We start from the raw sequence: 17,068 nt of genomic DNA, 5'->3' as shown, positions 1-17,068 counted from the left end.
GGTTGCATTCCACCCTAGACGTCGCTGCGCAGCAGGATGTTAGTGGCGCGTGTTGACCGCACGCAGCTGACTGCGCAGCAGTTCACGTTGAAGCGTGCAGACGCTGCCGGCACAAGGCTGTGCCGGCACTGAAGCGTTCATCAAGGCGGGCTCATCAGCCGTGGCGGATGCTCATTCGCCGATGTCTTCGTTCCAGATTTCCGGATGTTGCGCAATGAAACCGCCAAGCAGGTCCACGCATTCCTGGCTGTCCAGGTCGATCACGTTGACGCCGTTTTCCCGCAGCCAGTCGATGCCGCCCTGGAAAGTGCGCGATTCGCCGACCACCACCGTGCCGATGTTGAACTGCCGCACCAGGCCCGAGCAGTACCAGCACGGGGCCAGGGTCGTGACCATGATGGTGTCCTGGTAGCGGCGCTGGCGGCCGGCCTTGCGGAAGGCATCGGTCTCGCCATGCACGGACGGGTCACCTTCCTGCACGCGGCGGTTGTGGCCGCAGCCGAGCAGGCGGCCGTCGTTGTGGTACAGCGCCGCGCCGATCGGCACGCCGCCTTCGGCCAGCCCCTGGCGGGCTTCGGCAATGGCGGTCTGCAGCAGGGCCTGGTAGTCGGGCGTGGTGATCATGCGGGGCTCCGGTAGGTCGTGGGGCGCCATGATACGGCCAGCGTTCCCCGCGGGGGCCCGGCGGTGCGATAATCGGGGGCATGAGCGAATCCCCCTACAAATCCGGTACCACCCATTTCGGGTTCCGCGACGTTGACGCCAAGGACAAGCAGAAGCTGGTCGGCCAGGTGTTCACGTCGGTCGCGCGCAACTACGACCTGATGAACGACCTGATGAGCATGGGCGTGCACCGGGCATGGAAGCGCTACTACGTCGCCACCGCGCAGGTGAAGCCGGGTGACCGCGTGCTCGATCTGGCCGGTGGCACCGGCGATATCGCCGCGCTGCTGAAGGAGCGCGTCGGTGCCGAGGGCTCGGTGGTGCTGGGCGACATCAACGCCGGCATGCTGTCGGTCGGCCGTGACCGCCTGACCAACCGCGGCCTGGTGCTGGGCCTGGACTACGTGCAGTGCAACGCCGAGGCCCTGCCGTTCCCGGACAACAGCTTCGACCTGGTGACCATCGCCTTTGGTCTGCGCAACGTGACCGACAAGGACGCCGGCCTGCGCGAGATGTACCGCGTGCTGAAGGTGGGTGGCCAGGCCCGCGTGCTGGAGTTCTCCGAAGTCACCGCCGACTGGTTCAAGCCGATCTACGACTTCCACTCGTTCAAGATCCTGCCGAAGCTGGGCAAGCTGTTCGCCAACGATTCGGACAGCTACCAGTACCTGGCCGAGAGCATCCGCAAGCATCCGCCGCAGGAAGAGCTGAAGGCGATGATGGGGCAGGCCGGCTTCGAGCGCTGCCACTACAAGAACCTGACCGGCGGCATCGTCTCGATCCACTCCGGCTACAAGCTGTAAGCCTTGACGGTCGCCGGGCATGGCCCGGCGCTACCACGCAACGTCCCGGCACGGTCCTGGTAGGTGCCAACCTTGGTTGGCACACGCCCGTCCGCGAGCGCTGACCGGTCCGTTCCAACCAAGGTTGGCACCTGCCAGAAGCAGCAAGGTCGGCACGTGGCGCGAGCGATGATGGATCCGTGCCAACCAAGGTTGGCACCTGCCGGGCCATCGCGGGGCCGGCCATTACCCCGCACCGCGCAACGCTTCCCGGCCGGGGGAGAGGTACCATTGGGGTTTGTTCCCCGTAACGGTCCCGATTCATGCGCAATCCGCTGATGCTCCTTCCGCTGGCCGTGGCCCTGGCCGCCGGCTGCTCCCAGGAGGCGGCCGCACCCGCCGCCGCCCCGACTGCCCAGAAGGCTCCCGCCACTCCCGTGAACGCCGAAAACCGCAGCCACGATGAAAGCTCGTACGCCGAGCCGGACAAGGTCGTCGTCAAGGACATCGCGCTGGACCTGAAGCTGGACTTCGACCAGAAGCAGATCGGCGGCACCGCCACCTACACCCTGGAATGGAAGCAGAAGGACGCCAAGCAGCTGGTGCTGGACACCCGCGAGCTGAGCATCGCCAAGGTCGAAGCGATCGCCGCTGACGGTGCGCGCAGCCCGCTGCAGTTCGTGCTGGCCCCGGCCGACAAGGTGTTCGGCAGCAAGCTGACCATCGAAACCCCGGAACAGCCGGCCAAGGTCGAAGTGACCTACCACACCGCACCGACCGCTTCGGGCCTGCAGTGGCTGGCGCCGCCGATGACCGAGGGCAAGAAGCTGCCCTTCATGTTCAGCCAGTCGCAGGCGATCCACGCCCGTTCCTGGGTACCGCTGCAGGACACCCCCAGCGTGCGCTTCACCTACAGCGCGCACGTGGTCTCGCGCCCGGACGTGATGGTGCTGATGAGCGCCGACAACGATCCCAAGGCCGCGCGTGACGGTGACTACACCTTCAAGATGCCGCAGCCGATTCCGTCCTACCTGCTGGCCATCGCCGCCGGCGACCTGGTGTTCGAGCCGATCTCCGGCCGCTCCGGCGTCTGGGCCGAGCCGACCATGGTCAACAAGGCCGCCAAGGAATTCGAAGACACCGAGAAAATGATCGGTGCCGCCGAAAAGCTGTACGGCGAATACCGCTGGGGCCGCTACGACATGCTGGTGCTGCCGCCGTCGTTCCCGTTCGGCGGCATGGAAAACCCGCGCCTGACCTTCGCCACGCCGACCGTGATCGTCGGCGACAAGTCGCTGGTCTCGCTGGTCGCCCATGAACTGGCGCACAGCTGGTCGGGCAACCTGGTGACCAATGCCAGCTGGAAGGACATCTGGCTCAACGAAGGCTTCACCACCTACGTCCAGGGCCGCATCACCGAAGCCCTGTATGGCAAGGAGATGGCCGAAATGGAAAAGCAGATCGACCAGACCGATCTGCTGGCCGAAGTGAAGGACATGAGCCCGGCCGACCAGGCGTTGGCGCTGCCGCCGCTGAACGAACGTGACCCGGACGAAGCCCTGAGCCAGGTGGCTTACGTCAAGGGTTCTTGGTTCCTGGAATTCCTGGAACAGCGCTTCGGCCGCGAAACCTTCGACCCGTTCCTGCGCGGCTGGTTCGATGACCACGCTTTCCAGAGCGCCAACACCGACCAGTTCGTCGAGTACCTGAAGAAGAACCTGCTGCCGAAGAATCCGTCGGCGGTGACCGAGGCCGAACTGAAGGCGTGGCTGGACGAGCCGGGCATTCCGGCGTTCGCAGCCAAGGCGCAGTCGCGCAATTTCAGCAGCGTCGATACCGCGCGCATCGCCTTCGCCAGCGCCGGCACCGTGCCGAGCAGCCAGGTGATTGCCGAGTGGAGCACCCAGGAATGGGTCCGCTTCATCGACGGCCTGGGCACCACCCAGCCGCTGGACAAGCTGGCCACGCTGGACAAGGCGTTCCACTTCACTGGCACCCCGAATGGCGAGATCGCCATGCGCTGGTACCCGCTGACCATCCGCAGCGGCTACGAGCAGGCCAATGAAGCGGCCGCTGCGTTCATCGAGCGTGTCGGCCGTCGCAAGCTGATCCTGCCGATCTACGCTGAACTGGTGAAGACCCCGAAGGGGCTGGAGCTGGCCAAGCAGGCGTTCGAGAAGGCCAAGCCGGGCTACCACCCGATCACCACCGCCTCGGTCCAGGACATGCTGGCCAAGGCTGAAGCCAAGTAAACGGTAGTGCCGGCCGCCGGCCGGCAACCTGATGCTGCTTCACCAGCAACGGCGGGGAAACCCGCCGTTGCTGTATCCGCTTTTCGCTGCCGATAGAATCGGGATGCACCCGTAAAGGACTCCGCCATGAAACGACTGATCCTGCTCACCGCCTGCACCCTGGCCCTGGCCGCCTGCAGCAACCCCGAGGAAGAACGCAAGGCGCAGGAGGCCGCTGCGGCCGCCGTGCAGGCGCAGAAGGAAGCCAAGGCCGAGGACGTGGCCAAGCAGTACGACATGGCCGTGGCCGCGCAGGATTGGGAGCGCGCGCGCCTGCACGGTGCCTCGCTGCTGGACCAGTACAAGGACACTGCCGCCGCCGAGCGCATCGCCGCCGGCTTCGACGAGGTCAAGGCCAAGGGCGATGCCGCGCGCGACCTGCGCCGCATGCAGGCGCTGTGGCAGTACAACCAGATTCCGGTCGGCAGCAAGGGCAACCAGGTGTCGGCGCAGATCTTCAGCAAGGAGCGGGTGGATGTGGATGGAAGCGGCGCCAAGCCGGTGCAGCTGGTGTTCCGCGACCACCCCGAATGGAAGCGTCATGCCTACCTGGTGCTGCAGGCCGGCGATTTCCGTTGCCCGCAGTGCACGGTGAAGGTCACGGTGGACGGCGGCAAGCCGGTCTCCATGGCGGCCTGGCGGCCGAAGACCGACGAGGCGATCGCCATGTTCATCACCGACCAGAAGGCGTTGTGGAAGCTGGCAGCCAAGGGCAAGTCGATCAGCATCGAGTTCCCGGTCAAGGCCGGTGGCACGCGCACGGCCGTGTTCGAGACCGGTGGCGTGGATGCCAGCCGCATGCCGGCGTGGTGGCGTTGACCGTGCAGGCACCGGCGGCTGCGTCGTCGCTGTCGGCGATCCGCCACTGGGTGTTCGACATGGATGGCACGCTGACCGTGGCGGTGCATGATTTCGCGCGGATCAAGCGCGAACTGGCGATTCCGCAGGAGGATGACATCCTCACCCACCTGGCCGGGTTGCCGGCCGCAGAGGCCAGCGCCAAGCACGCCTGGCTGCTGGCGCACGAGCGTGCGCTGGCCGCTGCTTCCCAGCCGGCAACGGGAGCGGTGGCGCTGGTACGCGCGCTGCAGGGCGCCGGCTGCCGGCTGGGCATTCTGACCCGCAACGTGCGCAGCCTGGCTCAGGTCACCCTGCAGGCGATCGGGCTGGGCGACGTCTTTGCCGAAGACGACATCATCGGCCGCGACGAGGCCGAGCCGAAACCCTCACCGGCCGGGCTGCAGTACTTCCTGCGGCGTTGGCAGGTGGAACCTTCGCAGGTGGTGATGGTAGGCGACTACCGCTTCGATCTGGAATGCGGCCGGGCGGCGGGCAGCCGTACGCTTCTGGTCAATGCTCCGGACAACCCGTGGCCGGGCATGGCCTGTTGGCACCTGGCCGATTGCGGGGCGGTGCTGGAGCGCTGGGGAGGCTAGCGCGGCGCTCTGTGCGCGCGCTGGCAGGTAGCCAGGGGCCGCACCTGCAGTCAACTGCCGACTGTCATCACAGTGTATTGTGCGCGGTCGGTTGAAGCTGAGGTGGATGCTGAAGGTGCCGGCGGGAAGTTCCGCTGCGCTGGCGGTTGTGTCGGGTAACACGTTGTCCGGTGTGGCCCGCTGCCAGGGATGGGGCATGGGTGTCCTTTGCTCCATTTCTGGATTCCTTTCATGCTCCGAGCTGCGTGGGTGTCGCTGTACCGGCGTCTGTGTCCGATTGCCGCCTTCTTCCTGTTTGGCCTGGTCGCCCTGTCGTTGTCCCGGCTGGGGCTGTCGCTGTGGCATGCCGCGCGGGTGAGTGCTGCCGACGGCTGGTCCACGGTGTTGCTGCAGGGGCTGCGGGTGGATGTGTCGACCCTGTGCCTGCTGTACGGCATCCCTGCGGTGCTGGCGCTGCTGTTGCCGCTGGAGGGACGCGTGGGCCGCGCGTGGCGCCATCTGTTGCGGTGGTGGCTGATCCTGGCAAGCGTGCTGCTGGTGTTCATGGAACTGGCCACGCCGAGCTTCATGGCCGAGTACGGCCTGCGCCCCAATCGCCTGTTCCTGGAGTATCTGATCTATCCCGAAGAAGTCGGGATGACGCTGCTGCGCGGCCATCTGCTGGCCGTGGTGATCGAAGTTGCCGCTGTGATCGTGCTGTTCTGGGCATTGCTTCGCGGGTCGCGGCGCTGGGTCGGCAACAGCCCGGCGCTCGCAGTCGAAGCCGGATGGCTGTGGCGGCTGCCATTGGCGTTGCTGGTGCTGCTGCTGGCGGCGCTGGGCGTGCGTTCCAGCCTGGGTCATCGGCCCTTGAATCCGGCGCTGGTGGCGTTCTCCACCGACCCCACCATCAACGCCTTGCCGCTGAATTCGCTGTACACCGTCGGCTATGCCGCGCGGCAACTGGCGACCCGCAGCGAAACCTCTCGCGTCTACGGTGACCTGCCGCTTGCCGAGGTGGTCAGCGAACTGCGCGCCAGCAGCGGCCTGCCGGCATCGGCGTACGTCTCCGACGCACTGCCGAGCCTGGCGCTGCGTCCGCCGCAGTACCAGGGCAAACCGCGCAATCTGGTGATCGTGCTGGAGGAAAGCCTGGGCGCGCAGTTCATCGGCAGTCTCGGCGGACGACCGTTGTCGCCCAACTATGACCGCCTGAGCAGGCAGGGCTGGGCGTTCGAGCGGCTGTATGCCACCGGCACGCGTTCGGTGCGCGGCATCGAGGCGGTCCTGACCGGGTTCCCGCCGACCCCGGCCGAATCGGTGGTGAAGCTGCCTGCCAGCCGCCAGCGCTTTTTCACCCTGGCCGATGTGCTGGGGCGGCATGGCTACGACACCGGCTTCTACTACGGCGGTGAAAGCCACTTCGACAACATGCGCGAGTTCTTCCTCGCCAATGGCTTCACCCGCATCGTGGACCGCAAGGATTACCGCAAGCCGGCCTTCGTCGGCTCCTGGGGCGCGTCGGACGAGGATCTGTTCGCTCGCGCCGACCAGCAGTTCCGGCAGCTGAAAGCGCAGGGCACGCCGTTCTTCGGCGTGGTGTTCACCTCCAGCAACCACGATCCCTTCGAGTTCCCCGACGGCCGAATCGACCTGTACGAGCAACCGAAGCAGACCCGCGACAACGCCGCCAAGTACGCCGACTACGCGCTGGGCGAGTTCTTCCGCAAGGCGATGGCCTCACCGTACTGGCAGGACACCGTGTTCCTGGTGGTGGCCGACCATGATTCGCGGGTGTTCGGCAAGAACATGGTGCCGATCGGCAACTTCCATATTCCCGGGTTGATCCTTGGCGGCGGCATCGAGGCGCGCCGCGATGCCCGCATCGTCAGCCAGATCGATCTGCCGCCGACGCTGTTGTCATTGCTGGGCATTGCCGATGCCACCCCCACCGTTGGCCAGGACCTGACCGACCTGCAGCGGCTGCAGCCCGGACGCGCGCTGATGCAGTACGACCGCAATCTGGCGTGGATGGAGGGCAACGACGTGGCCATCCTGCAGCCGGACAAGCCAGCGCAGGGCTTCCGCTACGACCCGGCCAGCGACCAGCTGCAGCCACGGCCGCTGCGGCCGGAACTGGCACGGCGCGCACATGCCTACGCGATGTGGGGCACGCTGGCCTACGAGAAAGAGCTGTACCGCTTGCCGAAGGCCAGGCCCTGAGCCGGAAGGGCGGGGCGGCGATGCGGTGCCGGCCGTTGGCCGGCAGTGTCGACCAAGGTCGACACCTACCAGAGGCATTCCCGCCAGAAGCATTCCCGATAGCGCCTCGGGTGGAGAGCCCCCTTGTTGTTCAAGGGGGCGCGCCGAAGGCGCGGGGATAAGGAGAAATGCGCGGGCAGTTCGTTTACACGTTCAACGCGTAACCGAACTGCTGCTTGAACTGCTCGTTGAACTCATCGAAGGTGAAGCGCTGGTTCTGGGTGCCCGGGTGCTCGACCTTCAGCGCGCCCATCAGGTTGCCCATGCGGCCGATGGTCAGCCAGTCGAAGCCCTTCTGGATGCCGTAGATCAGGCCGGCGCGGAACGCGTCGCCACAGCCGGTCGGATCGACCACGCGGCGCTCGTGCGCCGGCGGGATGTCGTAGCTCTTTTCCGGGGTGTGGATCACTGCGCCCTTCGGGCCGCGGGTGGTGATGTAGGCCTTGACCCGGCTGACGATCTCTTTTTCGTTCCAGCCGGTGCGTTCCTGCAGCAGGTTCGACTCATAGTCGTTGACCACCACGTAATCGGCCTGCTCGATGAACTCGCGCAGTTCCGGGCCGTTGAACAGCGGCATGGCCTGGCCCGGGTCGAAGATGAACGGCACGCCGTCTTCGTGGAATTCCAGCGCGTTCTGGATCATGCCTTCGCGGCCGTCCGGGCCGACCAGGCCCAGGCTGACGCCCGGCACGTCGCGCACGTGGTTTTCGTAGGAACGCATCATCGCGCCCGGGTGGAAGGCGGTGATCTGGTTGTTGTCGTGGTCGGTGGTGATGAACGCCTGCGGGGTGAACAGCTCATCGATCACGCGCACGCGGGTGAGGTCGATGCCCAGGGCATCGAAGTGCTCGCGGTACGGGCCGAAGTCCGAACCCACCGTGCCCATCGGGATCGGATCGCCACCGAGCAGGTGCAGGTTGTAGGCGATGTTGCCGGCGCAGCCGCCGAATTCGCGGCGCATGCGCGGCACCAGGAAGGACACGTTCAGGATGTGCACCTTGTCCGGCAGGATGTGATTCTTGAACTGGTCCGGGAACACCATGATGGTGTCGAAGGCAAGAGAACCACAGATCAGAGCGGACATCGATGTAAGCCTATGCGGTGAATTTTGGGGTGGGCCTGCCCACTTAGGCAGGCAAGCAAACGGCGCCCTTGGGCGCCCGACGGCGCAAAGGTTACCCGCTGGTGCCGCTCAGGGCCAGAACCGGGTGATGCCCGATCAGGCCGAAAGCCTGTGAAGGCGCGGGTTCAGCTAGTTTTCTCCTTGCTCGGCGGCAGGCAGGTTGCTAGGCTTGTCGACCTCGATTTCTGCCCATTTTTTCGCCATCCCGCGTTGGGCGCGACACCCCTCAGGATCAACTCCCAGATGTTCAAGAAACTGCGCGGCATGTTCTCCAATGACCTGTCCATCGACCTGGGCACGGCCAACACCCTCATCTATGTGCGTGGGCAGGGAATCGTGCTGAACGAGCCGTCCGTGGTCGCTGTGCGCCAGGATCGCGCCATTGGTGGTACCCGGTCGGTGGCAGCCGTTGGCGCCGAGGCCAAGCAGATGCTTGGCCGTACCCCGGGCCACATCACCACCATCCGCCCGATGAAGGACGGTGTCATCGCCGACTTCACCTACACCGAAGCGATGCTCAAGCACTTCATCAAGAAGGTGCACAAGTCGCGCTTCCTGCGCCCGAGCCCGCGCGTGCTGGTCTGCGTGCCGGCCGGCTCGACCCAGGTCGAGCGCCGCGCCATCAAGGAATCGGCCGAGGAGGCCGGTGCCCGTGACGTGTTCCTGATCGAAGAGCCGATGGCGGCTGCGATCGGTGCCGGCATGCCGGTCACCGAGGCCCGTGGCTCGATGGTCATCGATATCGGCGGCGGCACCACTGAAGTGGCGGTGATCTCGCTCAACGGCATCGTCTATTCCGCCTCGGTGCGTATCGGCGGCGACCGCTTCGACGAATCGATCACCAACTACGTGCGCCGCAACCACGGCATGCTGATCGGTGAAGCCACCGCCGAGCGCATCAAGGTCGAACTGGGCTGTGCCTACCCGCAGGCGGAAGCGATCGAGATGGAAATCTCCGGCCGCAACCTCGCCGAGGGCGTGCCGAAGATGATCAAGATCAGCTCCAACGAAGTGCTTGAAGCGCTGCACGAGCCGCTGTCCGGCATTGTCAGCGCGGTCAAGCTGGCACTGGAACAGACCCCGCCGGAACTGTGCGCCGACGTCGCCGAGCGCGGCATCGTGCTGACCGGTGGTGGCGCCCTGCTGCGCGACATGGACCGCCTGATTTCCGAGGAAACCGGTCTGCACGTGCAGGTGGCTGATGACCCGCTGACCTGCGTGGCCCGCGGTGGCGGTCGTGCGCTGGAACTGGTCGACATGCACGGCAACGAGTTCTTTGCGCCGGAATAAGCCGTCCCGGCTGCCTGCGCCCGCAGCGCCCCTCCGGGGTGCGGCCCGCCACATCGGCGGGTCGGCACCGGCGGGGCGCCCGCGTGTTTCCCTTCCGCCTTCTGCCAGTTGAATCGCTGCCGTGCCGCCCTACGCCGGACCTCCCGTCGCTTCCCGATCCGGTGATGCCGCCAGCCCGCTGCGGCTGCTGGCCTATCTCGCACTGGCAATCACCTTGATCGTCCTCGACGACCAGGCTGGCTGGCTGGCGCGTCTGCGCGAGCAGGCCAACAGCCTGGTGCAGCCGGTGTGGGCCCTGGCCGGCCTGCCCGGCAAGCTCGGCGGCCAGGTGCGCGACACCGCCGCCAGCCACGGCCAGCTGGTGACCGAGAACCGCGAGCTGCGCAACCAGCTGCTGCTGGCCAACGCCCGCCTGACCCGCCTGCAGACCGCCGCACTGGACAACGCGCAGCTGCGCGAACTGCTGAACGTGGCCGAGCGCAGTGGCCTGGACGTGCAGCTGGCGCCGATCCTGGACATCGACCTGGACCCGGTCAAACAGCGCCTGGTGCTGGACGCCGGCAGCCGCGAAGGCGTGCACGTCGGCCAGGCGGTGATCGATTCCGGCGGCCTGATGGGCCAGGTGATCAGCGTGACCGCGGGCAGCTCTACCGTGCTGTTGCTGACCGACCCCGACCACGCGGTGCCGGTGACCGTGGCCCGCAATGGCGTGCGCCTGATCGTCTACGGCCGCGGCGACAAGCTGGAACTGCGCGACATCCCGCTCAGCGCCGGCGTGGAAGTGGGCGATGAGATCGTCACGTCCGGTCTCGGTGGCCGCTTCCCTGCCGGATTCCCGGTCGGCACCATCACCGGGCTGCGCCCGGACGATACCCATGCCTTCCTGGTGGGCGAACTGAAACCGGCCGCGCAGCTTGATCGCGGTCGCGACGTGCTGCTGCTGCGCCCCGGCGCTGCGATCCGCATTCCGCCGAACCTGCGCCTGCAGATGGAACAGGCCGCTCCCGGTGGCCCGGCCGATGCCACAGCGCTGCCGACCGGCCCCGCGCCTGCAGCAACGCAGGCTACCCCGGTAGTGCCGGCCGCTGGCCGGCAGCCGTCCCCTTCTGCGACGAACTCGTCGGCCCCCGCGCCTTCGACGATGCAGCCCTCCCCGGTAGTGCCGGCCGCTGGCCGGCAACCGCAGCAAACTCAACCGCAGCCCACCCAACCGCAGCCGGAGGCGCAGCGATGAGCCGCCTTCGCGACAACCGATGGGTGCTGCCGGCCAGCCTGGTGGTGGCCCTGCTGCTGGGCCTGCTGCCGTTGCCCGCGCTGCTGCAGCCGCTGCGTCCATATTGGCTCGCACTGGTGCTGGCCTACTGGGTCATCGAAGCACCCGAGCGCGTCGGCCTCGGCATCGCCTTCGCCAGCGGCGTCGTCGCCGACCTGCTGTATGGCGGGGTGCTGGGCGAGCAGGCGCTGCGCCTGGTGATGCTGGCCTTCATCCTGCAGCGCTTCCGCGCGCGCATCCGCTTCTTCCCGATGTCGCAGCAGATGCTGGCCATCGGCGGCCTGCTGTTCAACGATCGCATCGTCAGCGCGCTGGTCCATATCCTGGTGGGCGAGCCGACCCTGCCGTGGTCGTACTGGTGGGCACCGTTGCTGGGCATGGGCCTATGGCCGCTGGTGTTCGTACTGCTGGACGCGGTGCGCTTCGGCAAGCGCGGGCGCTGAGCCATGCTGCCGCGCCGCCAGGTCAAGAATCCGCACGCCGAAGCCGAACAGTTCCGGCGCCGTGCGGCGTTGGGCTTCTTCGGCGTGCTGGTCTGCCTGCTGGGCCTGGGCGGCTGGTACTTCAAGCTGCAGGTGCTGGACCACGACATCTACGCCACCCGATCCGAAGCCAACCGCATCAAGCCGCGGCCGGTGGTGCCCGGGCGCGGCATGATCTATGACCGCAATGGTCGGTTGTTGGCCGAGAACGTGCCGGCATTCCGCCTGGATGTGACCCCGGACAAGGTCAAGGACATGGACGCCACCCTGGAAGGGCTGGCGAAGATCATCCAGATCAGCCCGGAAGAGCTGGAAGCGTTCAACAAGTCGCGCAAGGCGCGCCGCAAGTTCCTGCCGGTCACGCTGAAGCTGCGCATGAGCGATGAGGAAATGGCGCGCTTCGCGGTGGACCGCTGGCGCTTTCCCGGCGTCGAGCTGGAACCGTACCTGACCCGTCGCTATCCCTATGGCGACCTCTTCGCGCACATCATCGGCTACGTTGGCCGGGTCGATGACAAGGATCTGGAGATCCTCGGCGAGGGCAATGCCGCATTGACCCACATCGGCAAGTCCGGCCTGGAGCGTTATTACGAGCAGGAACTGCGCGGCAAGGTCGGCTACGAGCAGGTCGAGACCAACGTGCAGGGCCGCGCGATCCGCACCATCGGTCGTGTCGCTGCGCAATCCGGCGCCGACCTGCGGCTGTCGATCGACGCCGACCTGCAGCGGGCGATGGTGGCTGCCTTCGGTGATCAGGAAGGTTCGGCCGTGGCGATGGACCCGCGTACCGGTGAAGTGCTGGCGATGGTCAGCCTGCCGTCCTACGACCCGAACCTGTTCGTCAACGGCATCTCGCATGCCGATTTCAAGGCGCTGAACGACAACCCGTCGCGCCCGCAGTTCAATCGCCTGGTACTCGGCGGCGTTGCCCCCGGTTCGACCCTGAAGCCGCTGATCGGCCTGGCCGGCCTCGATTCGGGCGTCCGCCGTCCGGAGGACAAGGTGCTGTCGACCGGCATGTTCTACCTGCCGGGCACCTCGCGTGGCTGGGGTGATTCACATCGTGGCGGTCACGGCTGGACCGATCTGCGCAAGTCCATCGCGCAGTCGGTCAATACGTACTACTACCGGCTGGCATTGGACCTGGGCATCGAGCGGTTCGACCATTACATGGAGTACTACGGCTTCGGCCAGCCGACCGGCATCGATCTGACCGGCGAGATCTCCGGCATCCTGCCGTCGCCGGCCTACAAGCGGAAGAGCCGCAAGGAAGCCTGGTATCCCGGCGACACGGTGAACATCAGCATCGGCCAGGGCGACTGGAAGGTTACCCCGCTGCAGCTGGCCCGTGGTGTCAGCGGCCTGGCCAATGGCCAGCTGCGCACGCCGCATCTGGTGATGCAGCAGCGTGCTGGTTTCGACAGCGACTGGGTGGCGGCGGAGCCCGGCCCGAGCAAGCCGGTCAGCCCCAACCCGAACAATCTTCAGGCCGTGCGCGAAGGCATGATGGCCACCATGCTTCCCGGCGGCAGCGCCGCACGCATGGCGGCCGGCGCGCCGTACACGATGGCGGGCAAGACAGGCACGGCACAGGTCGTCAGCCGCAAGGGCACGGCCGCGGTCAATCCCAGAAGCCTGCCGATGCACCTGCGCCACCGTGCGCTGTTCGTCGGCTTCGCGCCGGCCGAGCAGCCGGTGATCGCGCTGGCCATCGCCGTGGAAGGCGGCGGTTACGGCGGCGCGGCGGCCGCACCGATCGCGCGCAAGATCTTCGATGCCTGGCTGCTGGGCAAGATGCCTGAAGGCATGCAGCCGCTGGACAGCGAACGCGGCACCACCGCCATCGGCATCACCGCCTTCGACAATGAGGACGTGAACGCGCGCCCGGCCGGCGACGCCGCCGCCGCCGAGCTGGGCGAGCACCCGGTGCTGATCGGCATGCCCGCACCGCCACCGGCGCCGGCACCGGTTCCGGGTTCGCCATCTGCTGCGGCGTTGCCCGTCGGTCCTCGCCCGACCGTCGCGGCGGAGGCCAGCCGATGAGCGCCTTCCTGCGCTGGGCCGGGGAAATGCTGCAGCGGTTCTTCAGCAGCCTCGACTGGCTGCTGTGCCTGGCGCTGGGCGCGCTGATGGTGATCGGCCTGGCAACGTTGAAGAGTGCTGGCGGCGATGGCCTGGTGATGGCGCAGGGCGTGCGTTTTGCCGTGGGTCTGGCGGCGATGTGGGGCATTTCGCGGGCGCCGATCCTGCGCATCCGCTCGGCCACGCCACTGATCTACGCCATCTCGATGATCCCGTTGCTGGCGGTGTTCGCGCTGGGAACGGGAAAATACGGCCGGCAGTGGCTGGACCTCAAGTTCTTCTACCTGCAGCCGGCCGAACTGCTCAAGGTCAGCCTGCCGATGATGGTGGCCTGGTACCTGCACAAGATGCCGCTGCCGCCGCGCTTCAACACGGTGCTGGTGGCGATGGTGATCATCGGTGTGCCGACCGGGCTGGTGATGCTGCAGCCGGACTTCGGCACCGGCGTGCTGATCGCCGCCAGTGGTGTGTTCGTGCTGCTGCTGGCGGGCCTGCCGTGGTGGTGGGTGGGGCTGGGCGTGGGCGGCGTGGCAGCGGTGGCGCCGGTCGCCTGGTTCTGGTTGCTGCGGCCGTACCAGAAGGACCGCATCATGATGTTCCTCGACCCGGAAATGGATGCGCTGGGCGCGGGCTGGAACATCATCCAGTCGAAGATCGCCATTGGTTCCGGCGGTTTCGACGGCAAGGGCTGGGGCGAAGGCTCGCAGTCGCACCTGAATTTCATTCCCGAGCAGACCACCGACTTCGCGTTCTCGGTGCTGAGCGAGGAGTTCGGCTGGATCGGCGTGGCGCTGGTGCTGACGCTGTACCTGGTGGTGATCGGGCGCTGTCTGTGGATCGCCAGCCAGTCGCGCGATTCGTACTCGCGCCTGCTGGCCGGTGCCACGGGTCTGGCGTTCTTCGTCTATGTACTGGTGAACGGCGGGATGATTTCCGGCCTGCTGCCGGTGGTGGGTGTGCCGATGCCGTTGATCAGTTACGGCGGTACGTCGGCGGTGTCGCTGCTGGCGGGGTTCGGGTTGGTGATGGCGGTGCGTCGTCACAATCCGGTGCATGGCGGTTACGGGTAGTTTCCAGCCATCGGCGCAGCCCCTCGTGGGTGGTTGCTGAAAGCAACAGCCGTGGTTGGCCGGGCGGGGTGGATTCGCGGGGGACGCCGTGAACCCATCCCTGGGGGCTTGGCCGCGGCATCCATGCCGCGGACACCCCCGCGAACCCACCCCGCCCGGCCTCTGACAGTTTCCTGCGGTGGCCACCCACGCAAAGAGAAATAAAGCAGAGCAGAAGCGGGTCGCTTCGCTCTTTGTAGTGCCGAGCCATGCTCGGCTCAGGGCCGGCATGCGCTGTACGAGAGGCAGGCGAGGGCACAGCGACGTGCGCATTACGCGGCCTGCAACTGCACAGCCACGTATTCCGACAGGCCTCGGCAGGCCAGCAGCAGGCCTTCGCGGGCGTCGTCGGGCAGGTGCTGCGTGTCGTCCCCGTCCACGCGCACGCGTTCGCTGGCGTGCAGCAGTTCCAGCAGGAAGGTCAGCCCGGCATTGGCGCGGTCGATGCGCGCCATCGCCATGCACTGCGCCTGCGTTCGCCCTTGGCTCGGCCACGGCTGGCCATCTGCCGCTTCCACCTGGCGGATGCGCTGCAGGCAGTCCAGCAGGGTAGGGCCGCCAGGCGCGTTGGCGGCCTGCGTTGCAGTGAGCGTGGTTTCCAGCGCGCGGGCGATGTCATGCGGCAGCTGGTGAGCAGCCTCGCCCAGCGTGGCGAACAGGTACGGGTAGGTGGAAGCGGACATGGCGGGGGCCTCGTGCGGTCGGCAAGGGCCACCCCGCGTGGAGGCGAGGGTGGCAGGCGATGCGTGGCTCCAATACCGGTGATAGACGCTGGAACGCCGGCGGGCACGAGGCCCTCCACGCACCGCCCGCCAAAGACGCACGGACGGATTGCCAGCCGACGCCGCTCAACAAGAAAAAGCGACGCCGGCTGGCAAGCGTAAACAACGCATCTATCAAACGGGATTGGAGTCCCGTGCCACCCGTTGTCGGTGGCCGCACATGATGTGCACGGGGCCCTTGCGGCTCCAATCAGAATTGTTTGAAACCCGAAAAATCCGGGCGCCCAAGGCAGTTGTCGCCGAAGGAGTCGATAGCGTCAAACAGCGCTGACAGCTTCGCGAAAGCGCCGGTTGCTACCGTGCCGCGGGTGAAATGGAAACGAATGCTTGGTGGCTGCCGTGAGGCGCTGCGCACGATCGATCTGCCGTTGCTGATCGCGTTGTTGATCCTGATGGGCGCAGGCCTGGCGGTGCTGCACAGCGTGAACGGGCCGGTGCACGGGCAGGCGATGCGCTTTGCCGGTGGCCTGGCAGCGATGTGGCTGCTGTCGCGGGTTTCGCTGCTGCGCCTGCGCGCGTGGACGCCGGCGATCTATGCACTGTCGATGCTGCCGCTGATGGCGGTGTACGTGATCGGCACCGGCAAATACGGGCAGCGCTGGCTCAACCTCGGCGTGTTCTACCTGCAGCCTTCGGAACTGCTCAAGCTCAGCCTGCCGTTGATGATGGCCTGGTATCTGCACCGCCAGCCGCTGCCGCCATCGCCGCGCACGGTGCTGACGGCAGCGGTCCTGATCGGGGTGCCAGCCGTGCTGATCCTGATGCAGCCCAACCTGGGTACCGCCACCCTGGTGACGGCCAGTGGCGTGTTTGCGTTGCTGCTGGCTGGACTGCAGTGGCGCTGGGTGGTGGCCGGCTTGAGTGCGGTATCGGTGGCTGCGCCACTGGCGTGGTTCGGGCTGCTGCGGCAATACCAGAAGAATCGCGTGCTGACCTTCCTGGATCCGGCTGCCGATCCGTTGGGCACCGGCTGGAACATCCTGCAGTCGCGCATCGCCATCGGCTCGGGTGGCATGCAGGGGCGCGGCTGGGGCCACGGCACACAGGCCACGCTGGATTTCCTGCCCGAGTACACCACCGATTTCGCGTTCTCGGTTTTGGCCGAGGAATTCGGCTGGATTGGCGTGGTGGTGGTGTTCGCCCTGTATCTGTTCGTGGTCGGGCGTTGCCTGTCGATCGCGGTGCAGGCACGCGACACGCACGCGCGGTTGTTGGCCGGCAGCCTCGGCCTGGCGTTCTTCGTGTACGTGCTGGTCAACGGCGGAATGATTTCCGGATTGCTGCCGGTGGTGGGCATTCCGATGCCGTTGATCAGTTATGGCGGCACCTCGGCGGTGTCGTTGCTGGCGGGGATCGGGCTGGTGATGGCGGTGCGGGGGCATCGGCCGGTGCACGCGTAGGTTTCCAGCCAACGGCGCAGCCCCTCGTGGGTGAGCGCTGAAAGCAACAGCCGGGGTTGGCCGGGCGGGTGGGGTTCGCGGGGGACTATCCACCCGCCCGGCCAACCACGGCTG

General features: G+C 66.8%; 14 protein-coding genes. 11 read left to right on the top strand and 3 right to left on the bottom strand.

Translation table 11 applies throughout. The features are described from left to right. Positions 1-171: 171 nt before the first annotated feature. A complete protein-coding gene (locus BW38_RS09250) occupies positions 172-624 on the bottom strand; it encodes a nucleoside deaminase (RefSeq protein ID WP_005411083.1) in 453 nt (150 codons plus the stop codon). An 80-nt stretch (positions 625-704) separates the two neighbouring features. Between BW38_RS09250 and ubiE the strand changes: the two genes are divergently transcribed. The 5 genes from ubiE to BW38_RS09275 all read left to right on the top strand — a co-directional run bounded on the left by ubiE (position 705) and on the right by BW38_RS09275 (position 7,374). Next, positions 705-1,466, top strand: coding sequence for a bifunctional demethylmenaquinone methyltransferase/2-methoxy-6-polyprenyl-1,4-benzoquinol methylase UbiE (ubiE, locus tag BW38_RS09255; RefSeq protein WP_032976541.1), 762 nt, complete (start codon positions 705-707; stop codon positions 1,464-1,466). 302 nt (positions 1,467-1,768) lie between these two features. After that, positions 1,769-3,697: a M1 family metallopeptidase gene (locus BW38_RS09260; RefSeq protein WP_032976540.1), complete on the top strand. Its 1,929-nt coding sequence runs from the start codon at positions 1,769-1,771 to the stop codon at positions 3,695-3,697. Positions 3,698-3,823: 126 nt separating this feature from the next. Beyond that, on the top strand, positions 3,824-4,555 hold the full coding sequence (locus BW38_RS09265) for a lipoprotein (protein WP_032976539.1): 732 nt from the start codon (positions 3,824-3,826) through the stop codon (positions 4,553-4,555). Further along, positions 4,543-5,172: an HAD family hydrolase gene (locus tag BW38_RS09270; RefSeq protein ID WP_099785438.1), complete on the top strand. Its 630-nt coding sequence runs from the start codon at positions 4,543-4,545 to the stop codon at positions 5,170-5,172. The genes BW38_RS09265 and BW38_RS09270 overlap by 13 nt, the downstream gene beginning before the upstream one ends. Positions 5,173-5,403: 231 nt before the next feature. After that, positions 5,404-7,374, top strand: a complete 1,971-nt coding sequence (locus tag BW38_RS09275; protein WP_051585031.1) for an LTA synthase family protein — start codon at positions 5,404-5,406, stop codon at positions 7,372-7,374. 184 nt (positions 7,375-7,558) lie between these two features. On the opposite strand, the gene BW38_RS09280 is transcribed toward BW38_RS09275, so the two are convergent. Continuing rightward, positions 7,559-8,497, bottom strand: coding sequence for a carbohydrate kinase family protein (locus BW38_RS09280; protein ID WP_025877257.1), 939 nt, complete (start codon positions 8,495-8,497; stop codon positions 7,559-7,561). Positions 8,498-8,779: 282 nt separating this feature from the next. Here BW38_RS09280 and BW38_RS09285 point away from each other — a divergent pair, with 282 nt between their 5' ends. The 5 genes from BW38_RS09285 (at position 8,780) to rodA (BW38_RS09305) (ending at position 14,733) form a co-directional block, all read left to right on the top strand. Beyond that, positions 8,780-9,826, top strand: a complete 1,047-nt coding sequence (locus BW38_RS09285; RefSeq protein ID WP_025877255.1) for a rod shape-determining protein — start codon at positions 8,780-8,782, stop codon at positions 9,824-9,826. 121 nt (positions 9,827-9,947) lie between these two features. Then, on the top strand, positions 9,948-11,060 hold the full coding sequence (gene mreC, locus BW38_RS09290) for a rod shape-determining protein MreC (protein ID WP_051585030.1): 1,113 nt from the start codon (positions 9,948-9,950) through the stop codon (positions 11,058-11,060). Further along, complete coding sequence (mreD, locus tag BW38_RS09295; RefSeq protein ID WP_025877251.1) at positions 11,057-11,542, top strand: rod shape-determining protein MreD; 486 nt, start codon at positions 11,057-11,059, stop codon at positions 11,540-11,542. The genes mreC and mreD overlap by 4 nt, the downstream gene beginning before the upstream one ends. A 3-nt stretch (positions 11,543-11,545) precedes the next feature. After that, the gene (gene mrdA / locus BW38_RS09300) at positions 11,546-13,624 is read left to right on the top strand and encodes a penicillin-binding protein 2 (protein WP_032976538.1); all 2,079 of its coding nucleotides are present in this window, start codon (positions 11,546-11,548) and stop codon (positions 13,622-13,624) included. Then, the gene (gene rodA / locus BW38_RS09305) at positions 13,621-14,733 is read left to right on the top strand and encodes a rod shape-determining protein RodA (RefSeq protein WP_025877247.1); all 1,113 of its coding nucleotides are present in this window, start codon (positions 13,621-13,623) and stop codon (positions 14,731-14,733) included. Before mrdA ends, rodA (BW38_RS09305) begins: the two co-directional genes overlap by 4 nt. A gap of 311 nt (positions 14,734-15,044) precedes the next feature. On the opposite strand, the gene BW38_RS09310 is transcribed toward rodA (BW38_RS09305), so the two are convergent. Next, on the bottom strand, positions 15,045-15,455 hold the full coding sequence (locus BW38_RS09310) for a hypothetical protein (protein WP_032976537.1): 411 nt from the start codon (positions 15,453-15,455) through the stop codon (positions 15,045-15,047). A gap of 422 nt (positions 15,456-15,877) precedes the next feature. On the opposite strand from BW38_RS09310, the gene rodA (BW38_RS09315) reads away from it, so the two are divergent. Beyond that, positions 15,878-16,954 carry a rod shape-determining protein RodA gene (gene rodA, locus BW38_RS09315; protein WP_032976536.1) on the top strand — a complete coding sequence of 359 codons (1,077 nt, stop codon included), beginning with the start codon at positions 15,878-15,880 and terminating at the stop codon, positions 16,952-16,954. Positions 16,955-17,068 lie beyond the last annotated feature (114 nt).

The organism is Stenotrophomonas sp. RIT309, assembly GCF_000632045.1.
In the GTDB taxonomy this organism is placed as follows: domain Bacteria; phylum Pseudomonadota; class Gammaproteobacteria; order Xanthomonadales; family Xanthomonadaceae; genus Stenotrophomonas; species Stenotrophomonas indicatrix.
This window is presented reverse-complemented; position numbering and strand designations above follow the sequence as displayed.